14 protein-coding genes and 1 tRNA gene are annotated in these 16,579 nt (G+C 32.6%); 10 read left to right on the top strand and 5 right to left on the bottom strand.

Annotated elements, in window-relative coordinates:
* The first annotated feature begins 241 nt into the window (after positions 1-241).
* From gltX to HNP65_RS08905, 6 genes are all read left to right on the top strand, one after another.
* Complete coding sequence (gene gltX, locus HNP65_RS08930; protein ID WP_184619904.1) at positions 242-1,663, top strand: glutamate--tRNA ligase; 1,422 nt, start codon at positions 242-244, stop codon at positions 1,661-1,663.
* Positions 1,664-1,669: 6 nt separating this feature from the next.
* Entirely contained in the window at positions 1,670-3,079 is a 1,410-nt protein-coding gene (gene cysS, locus HNP65_RS08925) for a cysteine--tRNA ligase (RefSeq protein ID WP_184619903.1), read from the top strand.
* A complete protein-coding gene (locus HNP65_RS08920) occupies positions 3,076-4,761 on the top strand; it encodes a proline--tRNA ligase (RefSeq protein ID WP_184619902.1) in 1,686 nt (561 codons plus the stop codon). Before cysS ends, HNP65_RS08920 begins: the two co-directional genes overlap by 4 nt.
* A gap of 106 nt (positions 4,762-4,867) precedes the next feature.
* The gene (gene rpsO / locus HNP65_RS08915) at positions 4,868-5,122 is read left to right on the top strand and encodes a 30S ribosomal protein S15 (protein ID WP_004103868.1); all 255 of its coding nucleotides are present in this window, start codon (positions 4,868-4,870) and stop codon (positions 5,120-5,122) included.
* A gap of 55 nt (positions 5,123-5,177) precedes the next feature.
* Positions 5,178-6,185, top strand: a complete 1,008-nt coding sequence (gene queA / locus HNP65_RS08910) for a tRNA preQ1(34) S-adenosylmethionine ribosyltransferase-isomerase QueA (RefSeq protein ID WP_184619901.1) — start codon at positions 5,178-5,180, stop codon at positions 6,183-6,185.
* A 132-nt stretch (positions 6,186-6,317) separates the two neighbouring features.
* The gene (locus HNP65_RS08905; protein ID WP_184619900.1) at positions 6,318-7,409 is read left to right on the top strand and encodes a site-specific integrase; all 1,092 of its coding nucleotides are present in this window, start codon (positions 6,318-6,320) and stop codon (positions 7,407-7,409) included.
* Between the two features lie 24 nt (positions 7,410-7,433).
* On the opposite strand, the gene HNP65_RS08900 is transcribed toward HNP65_RS08905, so the two are convergent.
* The 5 genes from HNP65_RS08900 to HNP65_RS08880 all read right to left on the bottom strand — a co-directional run bounded on the left by HNP65_RS08900 (position 7,434) and on the right by HNP65_RS08880 (position 13,391).
* Complete coding sequence (locus HNP65_RS08900) at positions 7,434-8,510, bottom strand: alanine racemase (protein WP_184619899.1); 1,077 nt, start codon at positions 8,508-8,510, stop codon at positions 7,434-7,436.
* Between the two features lie 88 nt (positions 8,511-8,598).
* Positions 8,599-9,906 (bottom strand): TldD/PmbA family protein, encoded by a 1,308-nt coding sequence (locus HNP65_RS08895; protein WP_184619898.1) that lies wholly within the window; start codon positions 9,904-9,906, stop codon positions 8,599-8,601.
* Positions 9,903-11,291 (bottom strand): metallopeptidase TldD-related protein, encoded by a 1,389-nt coding sequence (locus HNP65_RS08890; protein ID WP_184619897.1) that lies wholly within the window; start codon positions 11,289-11,291, stop codon positions 9,903-9,905. Before HNP65_RS08890 ends, HNP65_RS08895 begins: the two co-directional genes overlap by 4 nt.
* 4 nt (positions 11,292-11,295) lie before the next feature.
* Positions 11,296-13,014, bottom strand: coding sequence for a phosphoenolpyruvate carboxykinase (ATP) (locus tag HNP65_RS08885; protein WP_184619896.1), 1,719 nt, complete (start codon positions 13,012-13,014; stop codon positions 11,296-11,298).
* Positions 13,011-13,391 (bottom strand): Mini-ribonuclease 3, encoded by a 381-nt coding sequence (locus tag HNP65_RS08880; protein ID WP_126992956.1) that lies wholly within the window; start codon positions 13,389-13,391, stop codon positions 13,011-13,013. The genes HNP65_RS08885 and HNP65_RS08880 overlap by 4 nt, the downstream gene beginning before the upstream one ends.
* A 97-nt stretch (positions 13,392-13,488) precedes the next feature.
* Between HNP65_RS08880 and HNP65_RS08875 the strand changes: the two genes are divergently transcribed.
* The 4 genes from HNP65_RS08875 (at position 13,489) to sufC (ending at position 16,578) form a co-directional block, all read left to right on the top strand.
* Positions 13,489-13,564 (top strand) — tRNA-Ala (locus tag HNP65_RS08875).
* A 206-nt stretch (positions 13,565-13,770) separates the two neighbouring features.
* Positions 13,771-14,043 carry a co-chaperone GroES gene (gene groES / locus HNP65_RS08870; protein WP_012579460.1) on the top strand — a complete coding sequence of 91 codons (273 nt, stop codon included), beginning with the start codon at positions 13,771-13,773 and terminating at the stop codon, positions 14,041-14,043.
* A gap of 16 nt (positions 14,044-14,059) precedes the next feature.
* The gene (gene groL, locus HNP65_RS08865; RefSeq protein WP_184619895.1) at positions 14,060-15,679 is read left to right on the top strand and encodes a chaperonin GroEL; all 1,620 of its coding nucleotides are present in this window, start codon (positions 14,060-14,062) and stop codon (positions 15,677-15,679) included.
* Positions 15,680-15,834: 155 nt separating this feature from the next.
* Entirely contained in the window at positions 15,835-16,578 is a 744-nt protein-coding gene (gene sufC, locus HNP65_RS08860) for a Fe-S cluster assembly ATPase SufC (protein ID WP_184619894.1), read from the top strand.
* The last annotated feature ends 1 nt before the right edge of the window (position 16,579 follow it).

Below are 16,579 nucleotides of genomic sequence, written 5' to 3'. Positions count from 1 at the left end.
GTTAGGCTACACCTCCTTGTTGTTGATGTTTGGTACAAAAATAATTTTAGCAGGTGTAGCCCTTTTTTTATATCCTAATTTAACTTATTTTTTACATTGGCCAGGGTCAATATGTATTTTAAGTTGAATGTAGATTTTTGTTACATTAAATTTGAAAATAATTTAATTTATAAGACAAGATAAGATAATAGAAGTATGGTATAATAAAACACAAAGTTAAAGTTATTTAGGAGGTGTCTTAATGGTTAGATTAAGGTTTGCTCCAAGTCCTACTGGATATTTACATGTTGGTGGTGCAAGAACAGCTTTATTTAACTTTTTATACGCGAGAAAAATGAATGGTAAGTTTATTTTAAGGATTGAAGATACAGATTTGGAAAGATCTGAAAAAGAATTTGAAGAAGGTTTAATAGAATCAATGAAGTGGTTAGGTTTAAATTGGGATGAAGGACCAGATGTTGGTGGTGAATATGGCCCATATAGACAGAGTGAAAGACTTGATATTTACAACAAATATGCCCAAAAACTTGTAGAAGAAGGAAAAGCATACAAAGTCTATGCTTATCCTGAAGAGATAGAAAAATTAAGAGAAGAGCTTCTTTCACAAGGAAAAGCACCTCATTATACACGTGAAATGCTTGAAAGTTTTACAACTCCTGAAAGGATAAAGGAATACGAAGAAAAGGGTTTAAAACCAGCTATATATTTTCAAATGCCAAGAAAAGAATATGTTTTGAATGATATTGTAAAAGGTCAAGTTGTATTTAAAGAAGGTACATTAGGAGACTTTGCGATTATTAGAAGTAATGGAGTTCCAATATACAACTTTGCATGTGTTATTGACGATTACTTAATGAAAATTACACATGTTATAAGAGGTGACGATCATCTTTCAAATACAGTTAAGCAACTTGCTATTTATGAAGCTTTAGGATGGAATCCACCAGAATTTGGACATGTTTCAATGATTCTTGGACCTGATGCAAAAAAATTAAGCAAAAGGCATGGTGCAACATCAGTTGAGGAGTTTAAGGAAAGAGGTTATTTACCACAAGCTGTAGTAAACTTTTTAGCACTTCTTGGATGGTCACACCCAGAAGGAAAGGAAATTATGTCTTTAGAAGAATTAATTAATGCATTTTCTTTGGATAGATTGGGGAAAAATCCTGCAATTTTTGATCCGCAAAAATTAAAATGGATGAATGCGGAGCATTTCAGACATTTAAGTGATGAAGAAATGCTTGAGGTTTCAAAGCCTTACTTGGAAAAGTTTGCAAGAGAAGAAGAAATAAATGAAAGAAAAGAGTGGTTTATAAGACTTCTTAGAGCGATTAAGGATAGAGTTGAAGAATTAAGTCAGATACCAGAGCTAATAGAATTTTTCTTTGTAGAACCAGAAATTAAAGTAGAGTTGTCAGATGAGGTAAAACAAGTATATAGTGAATTAGTAAAAGAAATAGAAAACATTGAAAATTGGGATGAAAATAATATTTATCAAGCATTTAAAAATGCAATGAAAAAAGGGAAAGTAAAAGGGAAAGACTTTTATATGAATCTTAGGATTGTATTAACTGGAAGAGAAGAAGGTCCAGAATTGATTGATATAGTTTATCTTCTAGGAAAGAAAAACATTGTTAAAAGGATTCAAAAACAACTGGGGTGATGTAGTATGGCTATTTACATAACAAACACTGAAACTGGGAAAAAAGAAGAACTTAAAACAATTGAACCTGGCGTTGTCAAAATGTATGTGTGTGGGCCAACTGTATATAACTATATACATATTGGAAATGCAAGACCTGCGGTGGTTTTTGATGCATTCAGGCGTTTTTTAGAATATAGAGGCTATAAGGTTATAATGGTTCAAAATTTTACTGATATTGATGATAAAATCATCAACGAAGCAAATGAATGGGGCGTTGATTTTAAAGACGTTGCAGATACATTTATTGCAGAGTATTGGAAAGACGCACAAAGTTTGGGAATACGTGCAGCAAATTTTCATCCAAGAACAACCGATTATGTTAATGAGATTGTCGAGGCTGTTGAAAAGTTAATTTCAAAAGGTTATGCCTATACAGCTGAAAATGGCGATGTGTATTTTAGTGTTAAAAAATTTGAGCGGTATGGAGAACTTTCTGGTAAAAAAATTGAAGATTTAATTTCGGGTGCAAGAGTTGAAGTAAATACATTGAAAAAAGATCCTCTTGACTTTGCACTTTGGAAGGCTGTAAAACCTGGAGAACCTAGCTGGGATAGTCCATGGAGTTGTGGTAGACCAGGATGGCATATAGAATGTTCAGTTATGTCTCAAAAGCTTTTGGGAGATACATTTGATATTCATGCAGGTGGAGAAGATTTGATCTTCCCACATCATGAGGATGAAAAAGCGCAGAGTGAAGCGCTGACTGGGAAGCCTTTTGCAAGATATTGGATGCATAATGGAATGATAATTACTCGTGGAGATAAAATGAGTAAGTCTATAGGAAATGTATTTTTGGTCAGAGAAGCTGTTAAAAGATATGGAAAAGATGCAGTAAAACTATTTTTACTTTCAAAGCATTATAGAACTCCTATAGAATTTTCGGATGAAATTATGATGGAAAATAAAAAAGCTGCTTTAAAGGTATTAAAAACTCTAAATAGATTTGAAGAAAAGTATCCGTATCCAAAAGTTCCAAAGCGTGATGAATATATGAATGATATTGAGCAAAAATTTGTAGAAGCGCTTGAAGATGATTTTAATACCCCAAAAGCAATTGCACTTATATTTGACCTTTCAAAAGAATTAAATAAAGCAATGGATGAAGGAAAAGATGATGAGGCACTAAAAAGATATCATCTTATTACAAGAGTTTTTGGAAGCGTTCTTGGGTTATTTGAAGGTGGAGTGAAAATTTCAGAAAGTGAAAATACAAATAAAATAATTGAAGAAATATTAAATGTAAGACAGGAATTTAGAAAAGCTAAGAATTTTGAAGCAGCTGATATGATTCGTGATGCACTATTAAATTCCAATGTTAAGATATTAGATACTCCTGATGGCACAAAGTGGGAGATTTTGGAGGTGGAGGAATGAGATTTTCAAGGCTTTATGCACCAACACTCAGGGAAGATCCATCAGATGCGGAAATTCCAAGTCAAGCATTACTTCAAAGGGCGGGATTTATTAGAAAGATCGCAGCAGGGGTTTACACATATCTTCCACTTGCAAGAAGAACTCTTTTGAAAATTGAGAATATCGTCAGGGAAGAAATGAATAAAATTGGTGCTCAAGAAATACTTATGCCTATAATTCAGCCTGCAGAACTCTGGCAAAGAAGTGGGCGCTGGGATGATTATGGCCCTGAAATGATGAAGTTAAAAGACAGGCACAATAGAGATTTTACGTTAGGTCCAACACATGAAGAGCTTGTTACTGAATTGATTAGAAATGAGTTAAATTCATATAAACAGCTTCCAGTTTCTTTATATCAGATAACTACTAAATTTAGGGATGAAATTAGACCTAGGTTTGGTGTTTTACGTGCAAGAGAATTCATTATGAAAGATGCATACAGCTTTCATGATTCATGGGAATCACTGGATGAGACTTATCAATTATTTAAAAACGCATATTCAAAAATAATGGAAAGAATTGGATTAAGATATTCTATAATAGAAGCGGCAACAGGAGCAATTGGTGGAAATGAATCTCATGAATTTGTTGCTTTTGCAAATACTGGAGAGAGTAATGTTTTGTATTGTGATTGTGGGTATGCAGGAAGTGATGAAAGAGTACCATACAAAGGTGATTACGAAAAAGATGATGAAGCTGAGAAAAAATTAGAAAAAGTATATACTCCAAATATAAGAACTGTTGAGCAAGTAGCAGAATTTTTAAACGTTCCAATTAGAAAAATAGTTAAATCGTTAGTCTTTAAAGGACGTGAAGGATTTGTTATGGCTCTTGTGCCGGGAGATAGAGAACTTAATTTTGAAAAGTTAAAGGCATATTTAGGTGATCAATCTTTGCAGATGGCAGAAGCAAATGAGATTCTTGAAGAGTTTGGAGTTCCAATAGGATTTTTAGGACCAGTAGGAGCAGATAAAGTTAGAATAGTGGCAGATTATGGAATTAAATATATGAAAAACTTTGTCGTGGGTGGAATGGAAAAAGATTATCACTATATAAATGTAAATTTAGATAGGGACTTTAAGGTTAGTGAATGGACTGATTTGGTAGTAGTTCAAATTGGTGATCCATGTCCTGTTTGTGGCAAACCTTTGAAAGGAGAAAAAGGTATTGAATTAGGTCATATATTCAAACTTGGAACAAAGTATTCAGATTCAATGAATGTAAAATATATGGATAAAGATGGTAAAATGAAGTCATTTATTATGGGATGTTATGGCTGGGGAATTTCAAGAACTTTAGGTGCAATAGTTGAACAGCTCCATGATGATGATGGGATAATTTGGCCACGTTCAGTTGCACCATACGAAGTGGACATTGTTGTAGTTGGAAAGGAAAAAGAAAAAGAATTTTCTGAAAAGTTGTACAGTTATTTATTAGATAAAGGTGTAGATGTAATTATTGACGATAGAAATGTATCACCAGGTGTTAAGTTTAAAGATGCGGATTTAATAGGATTTCCACTAAGAATTACTGTGGGTAGGAAATTAAAAGAAGGAAAAGTAGAAATAAAAGAAAGAGGAAGAGAAGCAATATTAATTGATGCAAATATGGAGCAAATTTTAAATGCTATAAATGAGATATAAATATTGACTTTTAAAAAAAATTAATGTATCATATATGTGACCCCTACTCGGTAGGTGGATTAGTCCCCTACTTGGTAGTGGGAATAAAGTGTGGAGGTGTAAAGATATGAACAAAGAGGAAATCATTAAGGAATTTCAAATTCACGAGGGTGACACTGGAAGTACAGAAGTGCAAATTGCTCTTTTAACTGCAAGAATTAAACACTTAACAGAGCACTTGAAAAAACATCCAAAAGATTATCACTCAAGAAGAGGACTTATGAAACTTGTTGGAAGAAGAAGAAAAATTTTGAAATATTTAAGAAACAAAGATCCAGAATCATACAAGAATGTAATTCAAAAATTAGGATTAAGAAAATAATTAAAAAATGGGGAGGTGAAATTACCTCCCCAATTTTTTAGAAGGAGGAAGATAGATGAAGCTTAGCGATTTTGATTATTACTTACCAGAGGAGCTGATTGCTCAAACTCCTGCAGATCCGAGAGATTCTTCTAGATTGATGGTGTTAAATAGAAAAGAAAAAACAATTGAACATAAAATTTTTAGAGATATTGTTGAGTATTTAAAGCCTGGAGATTTGCTAGTTAGAAATATTACAAAAGTGATTCCTGCAAGGCTATATGGAGTAAAAGAAACGGGAGCCAGAGTTGAAATTTTACTTCTAGAAAAAATAAGTGAAGGTGTTTGGGAGGCGTTGGTAAAACCAGGCAGTAAAGTTAAAAAAGGAACAAAAATTATTTTATCTAATGATGTAGAAGTAGTATGTAAAGATTACGCACAGCAAGGAGCAAGAATCTTAGAATTTAATTGCAGTGATGATAAATTATTTGAACTTGGAAATGCACCACTACCACCATATATAAAAAACCAGCAAGTTCCGTTTGAAAGATATCAAACAGTGTATTCAAAAGAGACTGGGTCGGTTGCAGCACCTACAGCTGGGCTTCATTTTACAGAAGAACTCCTTGAAAGATTAATGGATAAAGGTGTGGAATTTGCAGATTTAATTTTACACGTTGGGCTTGGTACTTTTAGACCAGTAAAGGTTGAGGATATAAGAGAGCATAAAATGCATTCAGAAAGGTACTATGTGCCAGCTGAAACTGTTAAAAAGATAAGAGAAATAAGGAAGAATAAAGGAAGAATAATAGCAGTTGGGACAACCAGTGTAAGAACTCTTGAGACGATTGCAAGACTTTCTAATCAAGAAAGTTATCATGGAAAAACTGATATATTTATTTATCCACCTTTTGAATTTAAATTGACAGATGCAATAATAACGAATTTTCATCTTCCAAAATCTACACTTTTAATGCTTGTCGCTGCTTTTGCAGGAAAAGATTTTATTCTAGAAGCTTATAATACTGCTGTAAGGATGAAGTATAGATTTTTCTCACTAGGTGATGCATGTTTTATTTACTAAAATGTAAAAGTATTTAAAAATTCGCAATGCGAATTGTAACTTTAGTAAGACTATTTAAAAGAAAAATAAATATAATTTATGTTATAATCAAAATACGAATAAATTTCTTAGTTTTTTGGAGGTGGATATAGAGTGAATATAAACTCGGATTTAGAAAGATTTATAGAATATATAAACACTCAAAATATATCAGAGAGCACTAAGAAAAATTATGTTAATATGGTTGATTCGTTTTTAAAATTTGTAGAAGGTAATGTAACGAGCGAAAATGTTAGGAAATGGCTTTCGAAAATAAAAGAAAATTACAAATCGACAGCGTGGAGACAATATTTTGTTCCATTAAGGGCTTTTTTACAAAGATTTTATCCACTAATTTATTCAGAAGTTGTAGAAGATTTAAAAGTTCCTTATAAAAAAGCAGATTATGAAATGATAAGTTATTTAGATTTTTGGAAATTATATGAAGAAGCAGAAAAGATGGCAAAACATGGCAACGAAAAGTATGTGCTTTTAGTTGGGCTCGCTGGTATTTTGGGATTGAAATCTGGAGATATTGTAAAACTAAAAGGTACAGATATAAAAGGAAATTATTTGTATGTCTCAGATGAAAATTATGAAGTAGAAATTGTACCACCGATTGATAAGTGGTTGAAAAAATACGAAGGAAGCGATGAATATTTAATTTCGACAGGAGATGGTGAAGCGGTAAAACCTTCTTACCTTGCTTTAATGCTAAGGGGACTTCAAAAAAAGGTTGATATAAGTCTGAAAAGGCCATTGTCGGTTGAGATATTAAGAAATGTTGCTGTTGCAAGACAAGTTATTGCACAACCTTCATTGCCATATGTTATGGACTTATTTAAATATAGCTCAACAAAAACAATTGAGGATATTGCAAGATATATAACCGAGAGTGGAGATTTGAGAACAATTTTATCAATAGAAGTTGTTGATGATATGGAACCTGTTTTGGAATTTTTTAATAAATTGTCAATTCCTGTTAGAAAGATAGAAAATGCATATATTGTATCAAGAACAGCTTATATTAAAAGAGGTGATAAATTTTCAAGGTTAAATACATTGTTTGTAGTAAGAAATCTTGATGGATGGCAAGAATATATAGAAAAGTTAGGTTATGAGGTGAAAAGAAAACCAAACGATAACTTCTTTATTTTCTTAGCTGGAAAGTTGAGAGTAGCATTTTTAGAGCTAGATGATATATAAAATAAAAAATGCCTGATCATATGGTCAGGCATTTTTTATATACTCTTTTTTGACAAAAGGACTAGTAAAAGCCCTAAGTGCTGCACCATAAGAAAGATGAAATTTTAAGGTGTCTCCAATAGAATATTTTTTATTAGAATCTGTGTAATCTATTATGGTATGGTCACTTGATGCGTGTAGTACTTTTAATTTTTTATCGAATGGCTTAAGTCCAGAAGGATCAATATCTTGCTCACCAATTGCTAATATTATTCTATTTCTCCATCCAAAATCCTCAAAATGTGGAATTCTTCCCATAGAATCTCTTCCAATTTTTCCCACAGGAACAGATGGTTTATAATCAACTTCAATTACTTCAGCTTCTAAGATCACTGTATCTTGTGAAAGGTATGGAATGTCTCTATTTCCAGTTGCATCAGTCCCCAGTAATAGCCCTTCGCCTATTCTAAATTGATTTATTTTAGTAGGTAGTTCATTGTTTTCTATAAGTGATAAAGTTACGGTACTTCCTCCAGAAATTTTAAGATTTGTGTTTAGTTTGTCATCAAGATAATCTTTTATTTCTACGAGAATATTTAAATTTTCTTTCGTTGGTAAAACGCCACCAAAGCATCCAACATTTGTCCCTATTCCAACAATTTTAGCCATTTTTAACTTTTTAGCTACTTTTTCTATTGTATAAGCGGCTTTTTCATACCAAATACCTTCTCTTAAGTCTCCGACATCTATCATGTAGATCAATTCAATGTTTTTATCATACTTTTTTGCAATTTCATCAATGATATAAGCTACTTTTTCTTCAGAAATTAGTATTTCGTCCGTTAAAAATACTGCTTCTTCCAGTTCTGAAGGCATAGGGATTCTTAAAAGTTGAAAAGGTCCAGGTACATTATTTCCCATCATTTTTTTTATATTTTTTAATCTTGATTCACCTATCTTTACTATTCCAACTTCTTTAAGTGTTTTAGCAATAATTGGGTCACCTAAAGTTAGTTTAGTTACGGCAACAAGCTCAATTTTAAGTTTTGAGAGTGTTTCAAGTAGTTTTTCTGCATTTTCTCTAATTTTTTCAAGATTAACAAACAACCTAGGGAAATCCACTTTTTCCCCTCCCTATTTCTAAAGGTACAACTTAATTTTAATCTAATTTTTGTTTTTTGTAAATAAAAAAGGCGGAGAGAAATCCGCCTTATTCACCAGCAATATCGAGTTCACTTATTAAAATACTTGGGGTTATTATTCCATAGAAGATTTTTGAGTCATTTCCAACTGCTTCAACTTTTTCCAATAGTTGTAAGAAATTTCCAGAGATGGTTATTTGTTCTATAGGATGGGAGATTTCTCCATTAATTACTCTATAGCCTCTTGCACCGAGTGAGAAATTTCCAGATATTGGATTTGCACCTGAATGCATTCCATCTACACCTATAATTACTATTCCATCATCTAATTTTTTTAGGAGGTTTTCAAAGTCATATTCTCCACTTTCTATAAGTAAATTTATTGGCCTAATTGAACCACCAAGGGAATTTCCAGTTGGTTCAGTGTTATCTTTTTTTGCAGTTTTTAAATCGTATAGGAAACTCTTTAATATTCCATTTTCTATTATTGGTGTTTCTTTTGTTGGAACCCCTTCATCGTCGAAAGGTCTATTCGAAATACTGTTTTTGTAGTAAGGAACATCTTTAATATTTAAAATTGTACTTGCGATCTTTTGGTTTTGTTTTCCCTTTAATGGGGACATATTTTTTTGAACGTTTTCTGCCGAAATCATGCTAATGAGAAGGCTGAGCATATCTTCAAAAGCGGTATTTTTGATTATTACTCTGTACTTACCGCTTTTAACAGATTTTGAACCAAGTAAACTTAGTGCATTTTGACAAGCAGTTTTTCCAATTTTTTCTGGATCAAGGTCAGAGAATTTAGTTCCAACATCCATCCATAATCCAGAATGTGTTGATTCGTCTTTCGATACTGCCATTGCATAGCTGTATCCACCATCTGCAGTTGTTGAAACATCAAGCCCTAAAGTATTTGAAATTTTTTTGGAAACTTTGAAATTATTGTAGATTGCATATGGAACCATGACTATTCTATCATCACATTTTGCACTGTTATATAGCTTTTTGACAAATTCTATTTTTTCTGAAACGCTTGTTTTTTCAAAACTTCCATTGTAAAGATCCATTTCAATGTATTTGCCACTTCCATTATAGAAAAATTCTTCATCTTCACTATCTGTTAACTCCCAGTTTTTTAGGGCTTCTTCAAATAATTTTTCTGGATTTTCTAGTTGTTCAGTATAAACTCTTCCTATCTTTCCATCCTTCAAAATCTTTATAGAAACTGAAAATTTTGAAGCGTCAGTATATTGATCTATATCATTATTAGCATATCTTAGTGAAAATTCTGAACTTTCCGATAGATCAATCTGAGCTTCAAATCCTTTTTCTTTTGCAATAGAAAATAATTTTTCTTTAAATTCGTTGTATGTCATTTGTTTCGCCCCCCAACGATTATTTCTGAAACTCTTATTGTAGGTTGTCCTACATCTGCAGGAACAGCTCCTGAAATTGATCCACAAACACCTTGACCTCTACCAACATCGTTTCCAACCATATCAATTTTTTGAATTATTTCATATCCTTTTCCAATAAGTGTTGCTCCCTTAACGGGTTTTGTAATCTTACCTTTTTCAATTAAATATGCTTCATTAACTGCAAAATTAAATTCACCGGTACTTGGGTTAACTGAGCCCCCACCCATTTCTTTTGCATAAAGACCGTATTCGGTTGCTGCTATGATTTCTTCAGGATGGTAATCACCAGGTAATATAAATGTATTACTCATTCTAGAAGTTGGAGCAAATGTATAATCTTGCCTTCGAGCACTTCCTGTGCTTTCCATTCCCATTCTTCTTCCACCTAATTTATCAATTAGGTATCCAACTAACACTCCTTTATCTATAAGAAGGTTTCTTCTTGTTGGTGTTCCCTCATCATCTACATTTGCTGAACCCCAAGCATTTGGTATTGTTGCATCATCAACAGCTGATACACATTCAGCGGCAACTTTTTGACCTAATTTTCCTGCAAAAACGGATGCCCCTTTTGCAACAGAAGTTGCTTCAAGTGCATGTCCAACTGCTTCGTGGAATATAACACCACCAAATTCATTTGAAATAATTACTGGCATTTTACCTGCAGGTGCTGGTTCGGCATCTACCATTCTTGCAGCGATTCTTGCAGCTCTTTTTGCAGCTTCTTCAACGTCTATTCTATCAAATAGTTCAAATCCCATGCTTGCTCCTGGTCCATAAAAACCTCTTTCCATATTACCATTATGTTCGGCTATAGCATTAATCATAAGTCTTGTTTTTACACGTCTATCTTCTGCCCAAACACCTTCAGAATTTGCAATTAATACTTCTTGGTCGTATTCCCAGAACCATATTTGAACTTGCTTAATTAATTCTGAATAATTTTTGGCTGATTCGTATGCTCTTTTCATTATTTTGACTTTTTCTGTTTTTTCAACATCTCTTGGGTATAAATATATAACATGTCTATTTTTTAATTTTTTATTATCAAAATCCAAAGTTAAATCATTAATTTTCACTTCAGATAAAGCTTCTCCTACTCTTTTTGCAACAGATAATAAATTTTCTTTTTCAAAAACATTGGTATAAGCATATATTGCCTTTTTTCCAAGAAATCCTCTAATACCGACACCAGAGATGTTATTAGTATTTGCTTTTTGAATTTTTCCATCTGTAAGTTCTATCCTGTTTTCATATTTGTTTTCTACAAAAACTTCTGCAAAGTCTCCCCCATATTTTAATACTGTACCAATAATATCTTTAATTAAAGATTGATTTAACACTATTTCACCCCTTTTGCTCAATGATTTTCATTAATGCTTTTGCTGCAAGCATAGTTCCTTCCTTTTCGTATCCTTCAACTCCAAGCATCGTTCTTATTTCACCAACCTTCACCCCCGTTTCAAACATTTTTTTGAAGAATTTTTGCGCAATTTTTTCATGTTTTTCTTTCATTTGGATCGCACCAAATGGGTTTGCAAAATATGATGTAGTTAATCCTTTTTCAGAGGTTGTTCCTTTTGCCATTCTCTTCCCTTCTGAGAATACTTTTAAGGCATCTTTATATGTCTCAAAGAACTTTATTCTTTCACTTTCATCTTTGACTTCTGTGTAGTTATTTGCATAGAATAGAAAGTCAATTTTGATTGGGGTAATAATATCTTTATAGTTGTTGAATGGAACTATAACTCTTGCGTTAATTTTATCAGGGTTCATGAATATACTTCTATCCATTGTATGATATGCATATCCTGGTGGTAGATCATCAAGTCTAACAAATGCTCCAGTCTCAGTTCCATATGCTACAATGGAATCGTTGTGTATATCTAAACTTCCCATATCATCTATAATAATATTTACTTCTGCTACTTCTTCCATTCTATTTAGTGCATCAAGTGTTTCACTTTTTCCGGCACCACTGTCACCTACAAACATAGCTACTGCTTTTTTTCCAGATTTTAATGTTATTTGAGCCATTGATCCATGGATTGGAAGTCTTTCGTTATCTATCATTATCAAATTGTGAACCGTCAAGGTAGTTTTTTTCATGTATCCAAAATAATCATTTTCATCTGTTCCTGGTATCACACCAACGTAGCAATTTTTGTCTTTAAAAACTACTGCATTTTCCCATTTTTCATTATAATCTGGGATTTTTTCTGGAGCAATTCCAAATATTATTATTCCGTCGGGTTTTTTATTTTTTATATCCTTTGGTGAGGCTATTTCAAACAAATTCGCAAGTCCAGCACCATGTGCAAGATATTCTTTATGTACAAAATTAAAAAACAATAGTTTTCCAACGTATATTGGAATCCTAAACCACTCATTGCTAGAAAGATTTATTTTGTCTAAAATATCTTTTTCTTCTACAGGAATAATTCCTTTTCGTTTGTTTGAATTTGTATAAAAAATTGCAGGTGGATCAAAAATTGCTCCCCATATTGTTGGAATATCTTTCATCCATTTTGCACCAAAATCGTCACACTCAATATAATCGTATAAGAACATTGCCTGAGCTCCACTTGGTAGCTGTCTCATTACTTTTGGAAACTCATTTGATATATTTGAAATTAGTTGTCTGTATAAATTTTTAATAACAGCTTTAAATTGATCGCCAATCATTGTCATGGTATATTCTATGCTTGCACGTCTATTGTAATCACTTACGTATTTTTCATGCCTTACCATAAATCTGTGTTTTGATCTCCAGAATGAGTAAAAGCCTTCAATAAATTTTTCGAGTTTTTCGGGGTTTACGTAATTCATTATGTGAATTAATTCTCTAATATTCCTCATAGATAAAAGATGGAGATATTCAGATAACCTTCTAATGTCATATTCATTTCCAAATTTGAATGGTGAAATTGCTTCTAGGAGTGGACTATTTTTTTCAGAAAGTATGGTTATAAATTCTTTTAAAAGATCTTCAAATTTTCTGTGCCCCATGATTTGACTGTAATTAGTATAAATAACGGAACCATCAATAATTACAGAGCGACTCATTTTAACACCTCCATTAATAGATTATAAAGACGTTCTTGGTTAGTTAGATACAAATAACCTACTAAAACTTCAAAACCGGTACTTTTTCTGTAGGCGGGATCATTTCCATACCTTCCGGCTCCTTTGCTGTTTATACCTCTTTTTACAAATGCTTTTTCTTCTTCATTTAATAGAGGAAGGGCTTTATCTAGGAGGGTAGCTTGAAAATTTCTGTTTACAAGGAGTTGAGAATCTTTGTGTAAATTTTTTACACTTGTATTTTTGAAATATAATACCTTTACGAAAAGGTTGAATACTGCATCACCTAGATAAGCAAGACTATCTGTAGATAGTTCATTAACATTAAGATTAGGATGAATTTTTTCAAAAATGTTCAATTTATACGCCCCCTATTTTTAACAATTTTACCATATAATTATGTTTTGTGTTAAATGTTGACTGAAAATAGAAAATATGGTAAATTATAAATTGTAAGGGGCCGTAGCTCAATTGGGAGAGCGCTACCATGGCACGGTAGAGGCAGTGGGTTCAAATCCCATCGGCTCCACCAGAAGGGAGGCAGAAAATGCCTCCCTTCCTTTTTTTGTGATATAAAAAGTGCGAAAAAGAAAGAAAATGTATGTTATTTCACTTTAATTTCTTCTAAAAACTAATAATCGCCAATAATTGGGCTTCACAATTTTGATATTTTTGGTAAACTTAAATTAGCAGTCGATGAATAAGAGTGACAACAAAACTTTGAAAGGGGGTACGATTATGAAGGTTATTCCATTGGGATCAAGACTTTTAATTAAGCCAATTCAGGAGGAAAAGAGAACTGAAGGAGGAATTGTTCTTCCAGATACTGCAAAAGAAAAACCTATGAAAGCAGAAATTGTTGCAGTAGGTAACTTGGAAGATGCAGATGTGGATCTTCACGTAGGTGATAAAGTAATCTTTTCCAAATATTCGGGAACCGAAATTAAGATAGAGGAAGAAGATTACATTATAATTGATGTAGAAGATATTCTAGCAAAAATAGAAGATTAATAGGGAGGTGACACGCATGGCAAAGATGTTGAAATTCAGTGAAGAGGCAAGAAGAGCACTTGAAAGAGGTGTAGATGCAGTTGCAGATGCAGTTAAAATTACATTAGGTCCAAAAGGAAGAAACGTAGTTATTGAAAAATCTTGGGGAAGTCCAACAATTACAAATGACGGTGTTTCAATTGCTAAGGAAATTGAACTTGAAGATAAATTTGAAAATCTTGGTGCACAACTTGTAAAAGAAGTTGCAAGTAAAACAAACGATGTAGCAGGTGACGGAACAACAACAGCAACAGTTCTTGCGCAAGCAATGATAAAAGAAGGAATTAAAAACGTAACGGCTGGTGCAAATCCAATCCTTGTAAAAAGAGGAATTGAAAGAGCAGTTGCAGCAGGTGTTGAAGAAATTAAAAGAATATCAAAGAAACTTTCAAGTACAGATGATATTGCTCATGTAGCATCTATTAGTGCAAACAGTGAAGAAATTGGTAAATTAATTGCAGAAGCAATGGAAAAAGTCGGAGAAGATGGAGTAATTACTGTAGAAGATAGTAAATCAATTGAGACATATGTTGAATTTACTGAGGGTATGCAATTTGATAGAGGATATGTTTCACCATACTTTGTAACTGATCCTGAAAAAATGGAAGTAGTTTACAATGAACCATTTATTCTCATTACAGATAGGAAGCTTTCAAATATAAAACCACTTATTCCAATTCTTGAGAAAGTAGCACAAACTGGAAAACCACTTGTAATTATTGCAGAAGATGTTGAAGGGGAAGCATTAACAACACTTGTTCTTAATAAACTAAAAGGAACACTTAATACAGTAGCGGTTAAAGCACCTGGATTTGGTGACAGAAGGAAAGCGATGCTCCAAGATATTGCAATTCTTACCGGTGGTATAGTAGCAAGCGAAGAAGTAGGAATTAACTTAGAAGACTTGACATTAAACGATCTTGGAAGAGCAGATGTTGTAAGAGTAAAAAAAGACGAAACAATAATTGTTGGTGGACATGGTGATCAAGAAGAAATTAAAAAGAGAATTGCTCAAATTAAAGCACAAATCGAGCAAACTACATCAGAATACGAAAAAGAAACATTACAAGAAAGAATGGCAAAACTTGCTGGTGGTGTCGCAGTAATTAAAGTTGGTGCAGCAACAGAAACCGAGTTAAAAGAAAAGAAACACAGAATTGAAGACGCTCTCAGTGCTACAAGAGCAGCTGTTGAAGAAGGTATTGTTCCAGGTGGAGGAATTACATTACTCCGTGCAAGAAAAGCAGTTGAAAAAGTAGTAAATGAACTTGATGGTGATGAAAAGATTGGTGCAAAGATTGTTTATGAAGCATTGATAGCTCCAATTAATCAAATAGCAAAGAACGCAGGTTATGACGGTGCAATTATTATCCACAAAGTACTTGAAAATGATGATCCAGCATACGGATTTGATGCATTAAAAGGTGAATACTGCAACATGTTTGAACGCGGAATTATTGATCCAGCAAAAGTTACAAGAAGTGCACTTCAAAACGCAGCATCAATTGCAAGCATGTTGTTAACAACAGAAGCACTTGTGGTTGAAAAACCAGAACCCAAGAATAACCAACCAATGCCAGAAATGCCAGAATATTAATAATCATTTTAATAGACAAATTCCCCGGAAACTTTTCCGGGGAATTTTTTTTTATCTATGGCTTGTAATTTTTCAAGCCTTTATTTTTTATTATTGACTTTTGAAATTAATATGTTATACTTTAATTAGGAAAAACTAATTAAGGAGGTAATATCATGGAAAAATTGCTTGAAGTTAGAAATTTGCATGCATCTGTGAAAGAAGAAAACTTAAAAATATTAAAAGGTGTTAATTTGGATATAGGTTATGGAGAATTACATGCTATTATGGGACCAAATGGTTCAGGAAAATCGACTCTTGCAAACGTTATAATGGGAAATCCAAGGTATAGAATTGATTCAGGCGAAGTAATTTTTAAAGGTGAAAATATTGTTGGCTTAACCGCTGATGAGAGGGCAAAAAAAGGTATCTTTATGACTTTTCAAAATCCATTTGAAATAGACGGTGTAAAATTCAGTAATTTTCTTTTAAGTGCATATAGAAAAATTCATGGAGATAATGAATCTTTTGCGCAATTAAATAAGCAAATAGATGAAATATTAAGTGAACTTGTTGTTTCTGATAATTTCTTAAATAGATTTTTGAATGTTGGGTTTTCTGGCGGTGAAAAGAAAAAATCCGAAATATTGCAAGCAAGGTTTTTAAGGCCGAAACTTTTAATTTTAGATGAAATTGATTCTGGTTTAGATGTTGATGCTTTAAGAATTGTTGCGAATCAGATTAATAAGATAAGAGAATCTGGAACGAGTATACTTATTATAACTCATTACAAAAGAATACTTAATTATTTAGATGTTGATAAAGTTCATGTTTATACAGATGGAAAGATTGTAAAGAGCGGTGACTTTTCATTGGCTGATGATATAGAGAAAAATGGCTATTCTGTAATTGCGGGGTGAT

This window comes from Thermosipho japonicus, assembly GCF_014201655.1.
Taxonomy (GTDB): Bacteria; Thermotogota; Thermotogae; order Thermotogales; family Fervidobacteriaceae; genus Thermosipho; species Thermosipho japonicus.
The sequence above is the reverse complement of the archived record's forward strand: the minus strand, read 5'-3'. Positions and strand labels throughout refer to the sequence as shown.

Excerpts from the sequence above, each read along its gene's own strand:
- rpsO (WP_004103868.1), top strand. The coding sequence starts at position 4,868 with ATGAACAAAGAGGAAATCATTAAGGAATTTCAAATTCACGAGGGTGAC.
- gltX (WP_184619904.1), top strand. The coding sequence starts at position 242 with ATGGTTAGATTAAGGTTTGCTCCAAGTCCTACTGGATATTTACATGTT.
- cysS (WP_184619903.1), top strand. The coding sequence starts at position 1,670 with ATGGCTATTTACATAACAAACACTGAAACTGGGAAAAAAGAAGAACTT.
- sufC (WP_184619894.1), top strand. The coding sequence starts at position 15,835 with ATGGAAAAATTGCTTGAAGTTAGAAATTTGCATGCATCTGTGAAAGAA.
- groL (WP_184619895.1), top strand. The coding sequence starts at position 14,060 with ATGGCAAAGATGTTGAAATTCAGTGAAGAGGCAAGAAGAGCACTTGAA.
- HNP65_RS08885 (WP_184619896.1), bottom strand. The coding sequence starts at position 13,014 with ATGAGTCGCTCTGTAATTATTGATGGTTCCGTTATTTATACTAATTAC.
- queA (WP_184619901.1), top strand. The coding sequence starts at position 5,178 with ATGAAGCTTAGCGATTTTGATTATTACTTACCAGAGGAGCTGATTGCT.
- groES (WP_012579460.1), top strand. The coding sequence starts at position 13,771 with ATGAAGGTTATTCCATTGGGATCAAGACTTTTAATTAAGCCAATTCAG.
- HNP65_RS08920 (WP_184619902.1), top strand. The coding sequence starts at position 3,076 with ATGAGATTTTCAAGGCTTTATGCACCAACACTCAGGGAAGATCCATCA.
- HNP65_RS08895 (WP_184619898.1), bottom strand. The coding sequence starts at position 9,906 with ATGACATACAACGAATTTAAAGAAAAATTATTTTCTATTGCAAAAGAA.